The organism is Pseudomonas piscis (assembly GCF_009380155.1).
Classification (GTDB): domain Bacteria; phylum Pseudomonadota; class Gammaproteobacteria; order Pseudomonadales; family Pseudomonadaceae; genus Aquipseudomonas; species Aquipseudomonas piscis.
Window position 1 is genome coordinate 265255 of record NZ_WHUV01000003.1, and the last position, 12624, is coordinate 277878.

Sequence of the window (12624 nt, forward strand, 5' to 3'; positions counted from 1 at the left end):
AACGTATTAAGGATTCTTTGTGAGCAAGTCCCTGCAAGCCATTCGTGGCATGAACGACATCCTGCCCGAGCAGACGCCGCTGTGGCGCTACTTCGAAGGCACCGTGGCACGGCTGCTGGATAACTACGGTTACAAGCAGATCCGCATGCCGATCGTCGAGTTCACCGAGCTGTTCAAGCGCTCCATCGGTGAAGTGACCGACATCGTCGAAAAAGAGATGTACACCTTCGAGGACCGCAACGGCGATTCCCTGACCCTGCGTCCGGAAGGCACGGCCGCCTGTGTGCGCGCAGCCCTGGAGCATGGCCTGACCGGCGCTGGCCAGGTGCAGAAACTCTGGTACATCGGCCCAATGTTCCGCCATGAGCGTCCACAGAAAGGCCGTTATCGCCAGTTCCACCAGATCGGCCTGGAAGTCTTCAACCTGGACGGTCCGGACATCGACGCCGAACTGATCGTGCTGACCTGGCGCCTGTGGGGCGAGCTGGGCATCCGCGATGCGGTGAAGCTTGAGCTCAACAGCCTGGGGACCGCCGAGGCCCGTGCACGTTATCGCGATGCCCTGGTGGAGTTCCTCTCGGCCCGCCACGAACAGTTGGACGAAGACAGCCAGCGTCGCCTCAAGACCAACCCACTGCGGGTGCTGGACACCAAGGACCCAGGCACCCAGGCGGTGCTGGTGGACGCGCCGAAGCTCGCCGACTACCTGGATGAAGAGTCCCGGGTGCATTTCGAAGGCCTCAAGGCCCGCCTGGAAGCCGCTGGCATCCCCTATGTGATCAATCCGAAGCTGGTGCGTGGCCTGGACTACTACAGCAAGACCGTCTTCGAGTGGGTGACCGACAAGCTCGGTGCCCAGGGCACTGTCTGTGCCGGTGGCCGCTACGACGGCCTGGTGGAGCAGATGGGCGGCAAGCCGACCCCGGGTGTGGGTTTCGCCATGGGTATCGAGCGCCTGGTGCTGATGCTGGAGACCCTGGAGCGGGTGCCGGAAGAAATCTCCCGCCAGGTGGATGTCTACCTGTGCGCCTTTGGCGAGGCCGCCGAGCTGGCAGGCCTGGCCCTTAGCGAGCGGGTACGCGATCAACTGCCGAACCTGCGCCTGCAGGTAAACGCCGGCGGTGGCAGCTTCAAGAGCCAGTTCAAGAAGGCCGACAAGAGCGGTGCGTTGTATGCGCTGATCCTCGGTGACGACGAAATGGCCCAGCAAGTGGTAGGTTTCAAGCCCCTGCGTGGCCAGGGCGAACAACAAAGCATTGCCTGGGATGCACTCGCTGCGCACCTGGCCACCTGCGTCGTGCAGGGTTGAAGCTGTCAAACAGCCGATTTAGCGAATAAGGAGTATTGGGGTGTCGAGTACCGAAGATGAACAGCTGGCGGAATTGAAAGACTGGTGGCAGCGTAACGGCAAACCCCTGGTGAACGGCGGCCTGCTGGCCCTGGTCATCGTGTTCGGCTGGCAGGCCTGGCACAAATATCAGAACAACCAGTCGCAAGGCGCTTCGGTGCTCTATCAGCAACTGCTTGAAACCACCCTGACGCCCGATGGCAAGCCGGATGCAGCCCGTGTCACCGACCTGGCCGGCAAGCTCAACAGCGAGTTCGGCGGCAGCGCCTATGCGCAGTACGGCAGCCTGTTCGTCGCCAAGGTAGCAGTGGACAGCGGTAAGCTGGATGACGCTGTAGCTCAGCTCAAGGCCGTGGCCGACAAGCCGGCGAACGCGACCCTGGGCGAAGTGGCGCGTCAGCGCCTGGCCCAGGTGCTGGCCGCGCAGAACAAGGCCGACGAGGCCCTGAAGCTGCTCGACGGCGATGCCGACAAGGCCTTCCTGGCCACCCGTGAAGAACTCAAGGGCGATCTGCTGGTCCAGTTGGGCCGCATTGACGAAGCCCATGCTGCATATCAGAAAGCCAAGGCGGCGCTGTCGGATGAAGCAGCGGTCGGTGGCCTACAAATCAAGCTCGACGACCTGGCCAAAGGGGATGCGTGACGTGATCCGTTGGAAACATGCAGCATTGCTGGCCCTGGCCTTGTTGGCCGCGGGTTGCAGCAGCAACAGCAAGAAAGAACTGCCACCGGCCGAACTGGTCGACTTCAAGGAAGAGGTGGTCCTGCAGAAACAGTGGAGCCGCTCCATCGGTGATGGCCAGGGCGAAACCTACAACATGCTGGTTCCAGCTATCGACGGCAGCACCATCTACGCCGCCGATGTCACCGGTGTAGTGGTGGCCATGGACCGCATGAACGGCGACGTCAAATGGAAGCAGGACCTGGAGCTGCCGGTTTCCGGAGCCGTGGGCGTCGGTTACGGCCTGGTGATGATCGGCACCCTCAAGGGTGAAGTGATCGCCCTGGACACTTCCAACGGTGAAGAGAAATGGCGTGCCCGTGTCACCAGTGAAGTGCTGGCTCCGCCGGCTACCAACGGTGATGTAGTGGTGGTCCAGACCCAGGATGACCGGGTGATCGGCCTCGATGCCAGCACCGGCAACCAGCTCTGGCTCTACGACAGCACCCCGGCGGTCCTGACCCTGCGTGGCACCAGTGCTCCGCTGGCGACCAACCGCCTGGCCCTGGCCGGCCTTTCCACCGGCAAGGTAGTGGCGCTGGATATCCGCAACGGCGTGCCGGTGTGGGAGCAGCGTGTCGCCATCCCGCAAGGTCGTTCCGAGCTGGATCGCGTGGTGGACATCGACGGCGGCCTGCTGCTGTCCGGTGGCACCCTGTACGTGGCCAGCTACCAGGGGCGTGTCACGGCCCTGGATCTGGAGAGCGGTCGCCCGCTGTGGCAGCGTGATGCTTCCAGCTACGCAGGTGTCGCCCAGGGCTTCGGCAGCGTCTACGTGAGCCTGTCCTCGGGTACCGTGGAAGGCATCGACGAGCGTTCGACCTCCGCCCTGTGGAGCAACGATTCCCTGGCTCGCCGCCAACTGTCGGCACCGGAAGTGTTCTCCAGCTATGTGGCCGTGGGTGACCTGGAAGGCTACCTGCACCTGCTGAGCCAGGTGGATGGTCGTTTCGTCGCTCGTGAGCGCATCGACAGTGACGGCCTGCGCGCTCGTCCGCTGGTGGTGGGCGACATGATCTACGTGTTTGGCAACAGCGGCAAACTGGAAGCCCTGACCATCAAGTAATGGTTTGACTATGCTTGGGGTTGATTCCCCAAGCGGCCTTGTCTGGACAAGGCTTGCAGCACTTCAAGGTGCTGCCCCGAGCACCAGCCGCTGCCTCGCAGCGGCTTTTGTATTTTCTGAAATAATGCAGTGGAGAGCCGCATGGTTCCCGTAATCGCCCTGGTGGGCCGACCCAACGTCGGCAAGTCCACCTTGTTCAACCGCCTGACTCGGACTCGCGACGCCATCGTCGGCGACCTGTCCGGTCTGACCCGTGATCGCCAATACGGTGAGGCCAAGTGGCAAGGGCGTACCTATATTCTCATCGACACCGGTGGTATCTCCGGTGACGAACATGGCATGGATGAAAAGATGGCCGAGCAGTCGCTGCTGGCCATCGAAGAAGCCGACGTGGTGCTGTTCCTGGTGGACGCCAAGGCCGGGTTCACCGCGGCCGACCAGATGATCGGCGAGCACCTGCGCAAACGTAACAAGACCTCCTACGTGATCGCCAACAAGGTCGACAACATCGACCCGGACATGGCTCGCGCCGAGTTTGCCCCGCTGGGCATGGGGGACGCGATCCCGATCGCCGGCGCCCACGGCCGTGGCATCAGCCAGATGCTGGAAATCACCCTGCGCGAATTCCCCAAGGATGACGCCGACGAGCTCGAAGAGGGCGAGGAAGAGATCGTTGCCGAAGGCGAGGAAGCCAAGCGTATTCCTGGTCCGAGCGAGAAGGATGGGATCAAGATCGCCATCATCGGTCGTCCCAACGTAGGCAAGTCGACCCTGGTCAACCGCATGCTCGGTGAAGACCGGGTCATCGTCTACGACCAGCCCGGCACCACCCGCGACAGTATCTACATCCCGTTCGAGCGCAACGAGGAGAAGTACACGCTGATCGACACCGCGGGTGTGCGCAAGCGCGGCAAGATCCACGAGGAAGTCGAGAAGTTCTCGGTGGTCAAGACGCTGCAGGCGATCAAGGACGCCAACGTGGTGATCTTCGTCATGGACGCCCGCGAAGGTGTGGTGGACCACGACCTGAACCTGCTGGGCTTCGCCCTGGAAGCCGGTCGGGCATTGGTGATAGCCCTGAACAAGTGGGACGGCATGCAGCCTAGCGAGCGCGACTACGTGAAGACCGAGCTGGAGCGCCGGCTGTTCTTCGTCGACTTCGCCGATATCCACTTCATCTCGGCATTGCACGGCACTGGCGTGGGCAACCTGTACCAATCGGTGCAGAACTCCTTCAAGTCGGCGGTGACCCGCTGGCCTACCAGCCGCCTGACCCAGATCCTGGAAGACGCCGTGAGCGAGCATGCCCCGCCCATGGTCAACAGCCGCCGGATCAAACTGCGCTACGCCCACCTGGGTGGTGCCAACCCGCCGTTGATCGTGATCCACGGCAACCAGGTGGAGAAGGTGCCCAAGTCCTATGTGCGCTACCTGGAGAACACCTACCGGCGCGTGCTGAAGCTGGTGGGTACGCCGATCCGTATCGAGTTCAAGGGCAGCGACAACCCGTACGAGGGCAACAAGAACACGCTCACCGACCGTCAGGTCAACAAGAAGCGCCGCTTGATGTCGCACCACAAGAAAGCCGACAAGAAGCGCCGCGACAAGCGCTGACCAAGCATTCCGGGTCAAGGCGGCCAAGCCTTGCAGCTTGCGGCCTGGAGCTTGAAACGGTGACAGGAAAAGGGGCCTTCGGGCCCCTTTTTCAATCGTCGCGCTTTGGGCTATCCTCGGGACCTCCCGCGCCGTCGTAGAGCCGGGTGTTCAGCAGGGAACCCGCATGATCACCAGCAAGCTGCCGAATGTCGGCACCACCATCTTTACGCAAATGTCCCAGCTCGCGGCCCAGACCGGAGCGCTCAACCTGTCCCAGGGATTCCCGGATTTCGACGGCCCGCAAGCACTGCGCGATGCAGTCGGCCGGCATGTCGCCAGTGGTCATAACCAGTACGCACCGATGACCGGCCTGCCGGCGCTGCGCCAGCAGGTGGCGGCCAAGATCGCCCGCAGCTATGGCGCCAAGGTCGACCCTGACGCTGAAGTGACCATCACTCCGGGGGCCACCCAGGCGATTTTCTGCGCGATCCATGCAGTGATCCGCCCGGGAGATGAAGTCATCGTCTTCGACCCCAGCTACGACAGCTACGAGCCATCGGTGGAACTGGCCGGCGGTCGCTGCGTGCACGTACAACTGGGCCAGGGCGACTTCGCCATCGACTGGCAGCGGCTCGAGGCGGCGCTGGGGCCGCGTACGCGGATGATCATCATCAATACCCCGCACAACCCCAGTGGCGCCCTGATCAGTCGCGCCGAGCTGGACCGGTTGGCCGAGCTGATCCGCGATCGCGACATCTACCTGGTCAGCGACGAGGTCTATGAGCATCTGGTGTTCGATGGCGTGCCCCATGCCAGCGTCCTGGCCCATGAGGAGTTGTACCAGCGGGCATTCGTGGTCAGCTCCTTCGGCAAGACCTACCACGTCACCGGCTGGAAGACTGGCTACGTGGTGGCGCCACCGGCCTTGAGCGCCGAGCTGCGCAAGGTGCATCAATATGTCAGCTTCTGCGGGGTGACCCCTTTGCAGTACGCTCTCGCTGATTTCATGGCCGAGCATCCGGAACACGTCGAGCAGTTGCCTGCTTTCTACCAGGCCAAGCGTGATCTGTTCTGTGATCTGTTGAGCGCTTCACGCTTCAGTTTCACCCGGGTGACCGGCACCTACTTTCAACTGGTGGATTATTCGCAGATTCGTCCAGACCTGAACGATGTCGAGATGGCGACCTGGATGACCCGTGAACATGGGGTCGCGGCCATTCCGGTGTCGGTGTTCTATCAGCAGCCGCCCCAGGGGCAGCGTCTGGTGCGTCTGTGTTTTGCCAAGCGCGAGGAGACGCTGCGTCAGGCAGCGGAGAAACTATGCGTGATCTGAGTGCACTACCCGATCTGAACCTGGCTTTGGTCCAGACGACCCTGGCCTGGCACGATCGCCAGGCCAACCTGGAACATTTCGAGCCGTTGCTGGAACAGGCCCGTGGCGCCGACCTGGTGATTCTTCCGGAGATGTTCACTACCGGCTTCTCCATGGAGTCCCAGACCCTGGCGGAAGCGGAGAATGGTCCGACCAGCAAGTGGTTGCGTTGCCAGGCGAAGAAGCTCGATGCGGTGATCACTGGCAGCGTGATCATCCAGGCGGCCGATGGCAGCCACCGCAATCGCCTGCTGTGGGCGCGCCCCGACGGTGAAGTCTGGCACTACGACAAGCGTCACCTGTTCCGCATGGCTGGCGAGCACGAGCATTTCACTCCTGGCGAGCGCCAAGTGCAGTTCGAGCTCAAGGGCTGGCGCATTCGCCCGTTGATCTGCTACGACCTGCGTTTCCCGGTGTGGAGCCGCGATTCCCAGGACACTGATTTGCTGCTGTATACCGCCAACTGGCCGGGAGCGCGGCGCTTGCACTGGAACCGGCTGCTGCCGGCGCGCGCCATCGAGAACCTGTGTTATGTCGCCGCGGTAAACCGGGTGGGCACCGATGGCAAGGGCTTCGCCTACACCGGCGACAGCCAGGTGCTGGATTTCCAGGGTGAGAGCCTGCTCAGTGCCGGAGAGGCGGACGGGGTATTCCAGGTCTGCCTCAAGGCTGCGGACCTGGCCGCCTACCGCGCCCGGTTTCCGGCCAACCTCGATGCCGACGGCTTCAGGTTCACCTAGGATCGCAGCGGCCCATCAAGCTTTGGGGCCGATGCCGATAGGACATGAGTCCAGGAGGAATCATTCATGACCAGCATCAACGCCAATACCGTCAATCCTTATCCGCCGGTGGCGCCGAAAGTCCGCTTGAGCGGGGCCGAAGACACTGCCGCCAGCCCGCTGGCGCCAGCGGCCAGGATCGAGCAGGACGAGGATAAGGAACTGCGGGTCAATTCCGCCGATGCGGGTATCGATGCAGTGAAGGACGGGGGCGATCCGGTCAAGCAACTGCAAAAACAGATCGAGCAGACCCAGAAGATCCTCGAGCAACAGCAGGCGCAGCTGGCCAGTACCGAAAAGAGCCAGGCCAGCGACGACCAGAAGGCCCAGCAGGTCATGGAGCTCCAGGCGCAGATCGCCCAGACCAGCAGCACCTTGCAGGTCCTGCAGGCGGCATTGCTGCAGGCCATGTTCAGTGTCGACGTGCATGCCTGACTGACTGGCGGCAAGCATTGGCCTTGCCGGCCAGATGCAAAAAGGCCCCGGGGAGAGCGACTCCCCGGGGCCTTTTACCTGGTGCCTGTCGGGTCAGGCGGCCTGGGCCTGTTGTTCGCTGAGGGCGCGGTTCAGGGCGCTGAACAAGGCCTTGAAGCTGGCGGTGGTGATGTTCTCGTCGATGCCCACGCCGTGCACCGCACGTTCACCGTTGACCCGCAGCTCGATGTAGGCCGCCGCCTTGGCGTTGGTGCCTGCGCCGATGGCGTGTTCGTTGTAGTCCATGATTTCCACTGGTACCGGCAGGCCGGCCACCAGCGCCTCCAGGGCGCCGTTGCCCTTGCCGCGCCAGTGCAGGTTGGTTTCGCCCTGGCCCTTGCTCGCGACTTCCACCTCCACCGAGCTGTGGCCGTTCTCTTCCTGCAGGCGATGGCTGACCAGCGCGTACGGGGTATTGGCCTGCAAGTACTCGCTGTGCAGCAACGCGTGGATCTGCTGGGCGGTCATCTCCAGGCCGAGGCGGTCGGTTTCCCGCTGTACCACCTGGCTGAACTCGATCTGCATGCGGCGCGGCAAGCTGATGCCGTACTCCTGTTCCAGCAGGTAGGCAATGCCGCCCTTGCCCGACTGGCTGTTGACGCGGATCACGGCTTCATAGCTGCGGCCGATGTCGGCCGGGTCGATCGGCAGGTACGGTACTTCCCAGACGCCATCGGCTTGCTGCTGGGCGAAGCCCTTGCGGATTGCATCCTGGTGGGAGCCGGAGAAGGCGGTGTGGACCAGGTCGCCCACATAGGGGTGGCGCGGATGCACGGGAATCTGGTTGCACTCTTCCACCACTTTGCGCACGCCGTCGATGTCGGAGAAGTCCAGCTCGGGGTCGATGCCCTGGGTGTAGAGGTTCAGGGCCACGGTCACCAGATCGACGTTGCCGGTACGCTCGCCGTTGCCGAACAGGCAGCCTTCGACGCGGTCGGCACCGGCCATCAGGCCCAGTTCGGTAGCTGCTACGCCGGTGCCACGGTCGTTGTGGGTGTGCAGGCTGATGATCACGCTGTCACGGCGGTTGATGTTGCGGCAGAACCACTCGATCTGGTCGGCGTAGATATTCGGCGTTGCCACTTCGACGGTAGCTGGCAGGTTGAGGATCACCTTATGAGTTGGAGTCGCGTTCCACACTTCCACCACGGCATCGCAGACTTCCTTGGCGAATTCCAGCTCGGTGGCGCTGAAGGTTTCCGGCGAGTATTCGAACTGCCACTGGGTTTCCGGTTGCTGGGCGGCGTACTTGACGAACAGCTTGGCCGCATTCACCGCGATTTCCTTCACCCCGGCCTTGTCCTGGTTGAAGACGATGCGGCGGAAAGAAGGGCTGGTGGCGTTGTAGAGGTGGACGATCGCCTTCTTCGCCCCGCGCAAGGATTCGAAGGTGCGAGCGATCAAGTCTTCACGGGCCTGGGTCAGCACCTGGATGGTGGTGTCGTCCGGAATATGCTTGTCTTCGATCAGGGTGCGTACGAAGTCGAAGTCGGTTTGCGAAGCGGCAGGGAACGAAGCTTCGATTTCCTTCACACCGACCGCCACCAGGGTCTTCCAGAAACGCAGTTTCTTGACCGCGTCCATCGGTTCGATCAGCGACTGGTTGCCATCGCGCAAGTCCGAGCTGCACCAGATCGGCGCGCTGGTGATGGTCTTCGACGGCCAGGTGCGGTCCGGCAAGTTGATGGTCGGGAACGCGCGGTACTTGGAGGACGGATCTTTGAGCATGGTCATGGCGAAATCCTTATGGTCCGGGCCGAAAAGGGGCGGCCTGCCGGTGAGTCAAGAATGAATTGTTGACGCAGGGGGATGAGGCACCGCGGTTCAGCCTGGCAGTCGTGCGCTGACGAGGCAGAGGCTCCGGTGTTGACGACGCTGAATGAGGGTGTGAGAGGTTTTCATGTGCTCAACCCTAACTATTGGGGTCAGAGATGGCAAGTAACGAAAAAAAATTGAGAGGAATACTCGAATTTCAAAAATTGACGAGATTTTATTCTGCTTGATGGTTTTTTGTTTTATGTGGATTGCGCAGTCCTCGCGAGCTGCGCAATCCTCGGGGCAAGCGCCCTTGGCCGGAAAGGGCCGGCGGTAGTCCGCTTATGGCGAGGCAGATCAGGGTTGGAAGGCGCCGATGAAGATCGCCGGATCGACCCGTGCGTCGTTCAGGCTGACGTTCCAGTGCATGTGCGGACCGGTGGCCCGGCCGGTGGAGCCGACCTTGCCCACTACTGCGCCGCGGGCCAGGGATTGGCCGACCTTCACGTCGATCTTCGACATGTGGCAGAACATGCTGATGAAACCCTGGCCATGGTCGACGAACACCGTGTTGCCATTGAAGAAGTAGTTGCCGGTGAGAATCACCTTGCCCGCCGCCGGGGTCTTGATCGGCGTGCCCGCCGGCACCGCGAAGTCCAGGCCCGAATGCGGGTTGCGTTCCTCACCGTTGAAGAAGCGGCGCACGCCGAACTTGCTCGACAGCGGCCCGTTCACCGGCTTGTCCAGCAACAGGTTGCTCGGGGTATTGGCGCTGAAGCTGCGGTAGGCGCGCAGTTGCTCGGCCAGTTCGGCATCGATGCGTTTCAGGTCGGCCGGGTTGGGATTCACCTGGCGCTGGTTCTTCAGGGTGATGTGCTGCTCGGGATACTTCTTGTTCCCGACCACGAAACCCAGGTTGCCGCTGGCGCTAGTCAGTTGCTGGGCCCCGGGCTTGACCGTCAGCGGAATGCCGACGATCGCCAGCCAGTTGGCCTGTTCCTTGACCACCAGCACCGGCTTGCCCTGGTAGCTGGCCTTGGGCGCCTGGGTGGCTTGGCCGAGGTCGATCACCGCTACGCCGCCGGGCACGGGTTTGTTCAACAGGCGGGTGATATAGCTATCGGCCTGGGCATTGCAGGCCAGGCACAGCAACAGCAGGGAGCAGAGAAAACGTGGCATGGATCAGTCCAGTAGGGAAAGGGTGACAGGCGTCAGGTGGTTGTCCTCGACCCGCACCTGCAACTCGCCTTCGCCCAGGCGCGCGGTGAGGCGCTGGCCATTGCGGGTTTGTGCGGCGCTGCGGATGGCCTGGCCACGCTCGTCGAGGAGAATGCTGTAGCCCCGGCCCAGGGTCGCCAGGGGGCTGACCACGTGTAGGGTCTGCATCTGGCTGTGCAGTTGCAAGCGCCGGGCCTTCAGGCCTTCGCGCATGGCCCGGGGCAGGCGTTCGGCGAGGCTGTCCAGGCGCTGGCGCAACAGCGCCAGGTTGCGTCCCGGATGCTGGGCGCCGAGGCGGGTCTCCAGGCGGATCAGGCGTTCGCGGCGGGTATTCAGGCTGCGCTCGAAAGCCCGGCGCAGGCGCATGTCCAGGTCGTCCAGGCGCTGTGCCTGCTGGCGCAACCGCTCGCCTGGATGGCGCAGACGCCGGGCCAGGCCATCCAGGCGCAGGCGCTCGCGCAGCAAGCGGTCGCGCATGCGCATTACCAAGCGGCGGTGCAGGCTGTCGACCCGCCGTTGCAGGTCGCTGGAGTCCGGGGCCAGCAACTCGGCGGCGGCCGAGGGCGTGGGCGCGCGAACATCAGCCACGAAATCGCTGATGGACACGTCGGTTTCATGGCCGACGGCGCTGACGATCGGTGTCACGCAGTTGGCTACAGCCCGAGCCACCGGCTCCTCGTTGAAGCACCAGAGATCTTCCAGGGAGCCGCCGCCACGGGCCAGGATCAAGGCGTCGAAGCCCCGGGCGTCGGCCAGTTGCAGGGCCCGGACGATCTGCGCCGTGGCTTCGCGGCCCTGCACTGCGGTAGGGATCAAGGTCAGCGAGACTTGAGGCGCGCGGCGCCGGAAGACACTGATGATGTCGCGAATCACCGCCCCCGTGGGTGAACTGATGATGCCGATGCGTTGGGGGTGGGCCGGTAGCGGCCGCTTGCGCTCGGCGCTGAACAGGCCTTCGGCGCTGAGCTTGTCCTTCAAGGCCTCGAAGGCCAGACGCAGGGCACCGTCGCCGGCTGGTTCCACGGTGTCGAGAATCAGTTGGTAGTCGCCGCGTCCCTCGAACAGCGAGACCTTGCCCCGGACCTTGACCGCCAGGCCGTCCTTGAGCGCCTGGCGTACCCGCGCGGCGTTCTGCCGGAACAGCGCGCAGCGCACCTGGGCGCCACTGTCCTTGAGGGTGAAGTACACGTGGCCGGAAGCCGGACGGGCGAGGTTGGAGATCTCGCCCTCGACCCAGATATTGCTGAACACGTCCTCGAGCAGCACCCGGGCGCGGCCGTTGAGCTGGGTGACGGTGAGGACTTCGCGGTCCAGTCCGAGTCGTGCAAAGGGATCTTTAATCATGGGGCGCAGTTTAAAGGGCTGTTTCCCAATGGGCCAAGGCAAATCGCTTATAGACAGTCGCGAAAATGCTCGACGAACTGCGCCACCAGCGGCGTGGGTTCCTGGCGGCAGGCGAGGGCGATGACACTCTGGCAATCGCTATCGGCCAAGGGCAGGAAATGGATGCTGGCCGGGGCTATATCCTGCATCGACTCGGGCAGCAGGGCGATGCCGAAACCGGCCTGGATCAACTGCAACTGGGTGGTCTTGCGCGACATCACCCGCGCCGCCTTGGGAAAGAAGCCCTGGCGCATGCACAACTCGGCCGAGAGGTAGCTCAAGCCGCCACGCTGGGGATGGGGAATGGAGATAAAGGCTTCGTCGCGCAGTTGCGCCAGGTCGATCCCCTTGGCTGGTGGGTCGAGCGCCAGGGGATGTGTCGGTGGCAGTGCCACCAGCAAGGGTTCGCTGAACAGCGGGATGATTTGCACCCCTTCGCGCTGGCGCAGCACTGGCAGGCGCAACAGGCCCACGTCCAGGCGGCCCTCGGCCAGCTCTTCCAACTGCGCTTCGGAAGACAGCTTGACGATGTCCAGCGAGGCCCCGGGGCACTGCTGCAGATAGTGGCCGAGCCCCTGCAGCAGGCGCCCGCTCATGGGCACTGTGCTGGAATGGCTCAGGCGCAGGGTTCCCAGCTGGCCCTGGCCGACCTGGGTCGCCAACTCGCCGGCCTTGTGCAGTTCGGTCAGCAGGTTGCGAGCCTTGGGGAAGAACGCCTCGCCGGCGGCGGTCAAGCGTGGCAGGCGAGCGGTACGCTCGAACAACGGGGTTTGCAGCAGGCCTTCGAGCTCCTTGATCTGCCGGCTCAGGGCCGACTGGGCGACGAACAGGCGTTCAGCCGCAGCACTGAAGCTGCCGCATTCGGCGATTTCCACGAAGTAGCGCAGTTGACGGGTTGAAATCACAAGTCAT

General features: G+C 63.2%; 11 protein-coding genes. 7 read left to right on the plus strand and 4 right to left on the minus strand.

Translation table 11 applies throughout. The features are described from left to right. Window positions 1-19 precede the first annotated feature (19 nt). From hisS to GDH07_RS18140, 7 genes are all read left to right on the plus strand, one after another. Window positions 20-1309, plus strand: coding sequence for a histidine--tRNA ligase (gene hisS, locus GDH07_RS18110; protein WP_022640695.1), 1290 nt, complete (start codon window positions 20-22; stop codon window positions 1307-1309). 40 nt (window positions 1310-1349) lie between these two features. After that, the gene (locus tag GDH07_RS18115) at window positions 1350-1991 is read left to right on the plus strand and encodes a tetratricopeptide repeat protein (protein ID WP_022640694.1); all 642 of its coding nucleotides are present in this window, start codon (window positions 1350-1352) and stop codon (window positions 1989-1991) included. Then, the gene (gene bamB / locus GDH07_RS18120) at window positions 1984-3135 is read left to right on the plus strand and encodes an outer membrane protein assembly factor BamB (RefSeq protein WP_022640693.1); all 1152 of its coding nucleotides are present in this window, start codon (window positions 1984-1986) and stop codon (window positions 3133-3135) included. Before GDH07_RS18115 ends, bamB begins: the two co-directional genes overlap by 8 nt. Before the next feature lie 141 nt (window positions 3136-3276). Continuing rightward, complete coding sequence (der, locus tag GDH07_RS18125; protein ID WP_022640692.1) at window positions 3277-4749, plus strand: ribosome biogenesis GTPase Der; 1473 nt, start codon at window positions 3277-3279, stop codon at window positions 4747-4749. A 166-nt stretch (window positions 4750-4915) separates the two neighbouring features. Further along, the gene (locus tag GDH07_RS18130; protein ID WP_022640691.1) at window positions 4916-6064 is read left to right on the plus strand and encodes a pyridoxal phosphate-dependent aminotransferase; all 1149 of its coding nucleotides are present in this window, start codon (window positions 4916-4918) and stop codon (window positions 6062-6064) included. Then, window positions 6052-6843 carry an amidohydrolase gene (locus tag GDH07_RS18135; protein ID WP_022640690.1) on the plus strand — a complete coding sequence of 264 codons (792 nt, stop codon included), beginning with the start codon at window positions 6052-6054 and terminating at the stop codon, window positions 6841-6843. Before GDH07_RS18130 ends, GDH07_RS18135 begins: the two co-directional genes overlap by 13 nt. A 66-nt stretch (window positions 6844-6909) precedes the next feature. Continuing rightward, window positions 6910-7317 (plus strand): hypothetical protein, encoded by a 408-nt coding sequence (locus GDH07_RS18140; RefSeq protein WP_152898444.1) that lies wholly within the window; start codon window positions 6910-6912, stop codon window positions 7315-7317. Window positions 7318-7410: 93 nt separating this feature from the next. Here the strand turns inward: GDH07_RS18140 and leuA are convergent, their stop codons facing one another. The 4 genes from leuA to GDH07_RS18165 all read right to left on the minus strand — a co-directional run bounded on the left by leuA (window position 7411) and on the right by GDH07_RS18165 (window position 12617). Beyond that, window positions 7411-9090: a 2-isopropylmalate synthase gene (gene leuA, locus GDH07_RS18145; protein WP_022640688.1), complete on the minus strand. Its 1680-nt coding sequence runs from the start codon at window positions 9088-9090 to the stop codon at window positions 7411-7413. 378 nt (window positions 9091-9468) lie between these two features. Next, window positions 9469-10290: a M23 family metallopeptidase gene (locus tag GDH07_RS18155; protein ID WP_022640687.1), complete on the minus strand. Its 822-nt coding sequence runs from the start codon at window positions 10288-10290 to the stop codon at window positions 9469-9471. Window positions 10291-10293: 3 nt separating this feature from the next. Continuing rightward, the gene (gene xseA, locus GDH07_RS18160; protein WP_022640686.1) at window positions 10294-11673 is read right to left on the minus strand and encodes an exodeoxyribonuclease VII large subunit; all 1380 of its coding nucleotides are present in this window, start codon (window positions 11671-11673) and stop codon (window positions 10294-10296) included. A 47-nt stretch (window positions 11674-11720) separates the two neighbouring features. After that, window positions 11721-12617 (minus strand): LysR family transcriptional regulator, encoded by an 897-nt coding sequence (locus tag GDH07_RS18165; protein WP_022640685.1) that lies wholly within the window; start codon window positions 12615-12617, stop codon window positions 11721-11723. Window positions 12618-12624: the final 7 nt, after the last annotated feature.

Bases quoted from the DNA above. Each gene is read 5' to 3' on its own strand.
- bamB (WP_022640693.1), top strand. From the start codon at position 1,984: ATGCGTGACGTGATCCGTTGGAAACATGCAGCATTGCTGGCCCTGGCC.
- der (WP_022640692.1), top strand. From the start codon at position 3,277: ATGGTTCCCGTAATCGCCCTGGTGGGCCGACCCAACGTCGGCAAGTCC.
- GDH07_RS18130 (WP_022640691.1), top strand. From the start codon at position 4,916: ATGATCACCAGCAAGCTGCCGAATGTCGGCACCACCATCTTTACGCAA.
- GDH07_RS18135 (WP_022640690.1), top strand. From the start codon at position 6,052: ATGCGTGATCTGAGTGCACTACCCGATCTGAACCTGGCTTTGGTCCAG.
- GDH07_RS18140 (WP_152898444.1), top strand. From the start codon at position 6,910: ATGACCAGCATCAACGCCAATACCGTCAATCCTTATCCGCCGGTGGCG.
- leuA (WP_022640688.1), bottom strand. From the start codon at position 9,090: ATGACCATGCTCAAAGATCCGTCCTCCAAGTACCGCGCGTTCCCGACC.
- GDH07_RS18155 (WP_022640687.1), bottom strand. From the start codon at position 10,290: ATGCCACGTTTTCTCTGCTCCCTGCTGTTGCTGTGCCTGGCCTGCAAT.
- xseA (WP_022640686.1), bottom strand. From the start codon at position 11,673: ATGATTAAAGATCCCTTTGCACGACTCGGACTGGACCGCGAAGTCCTC.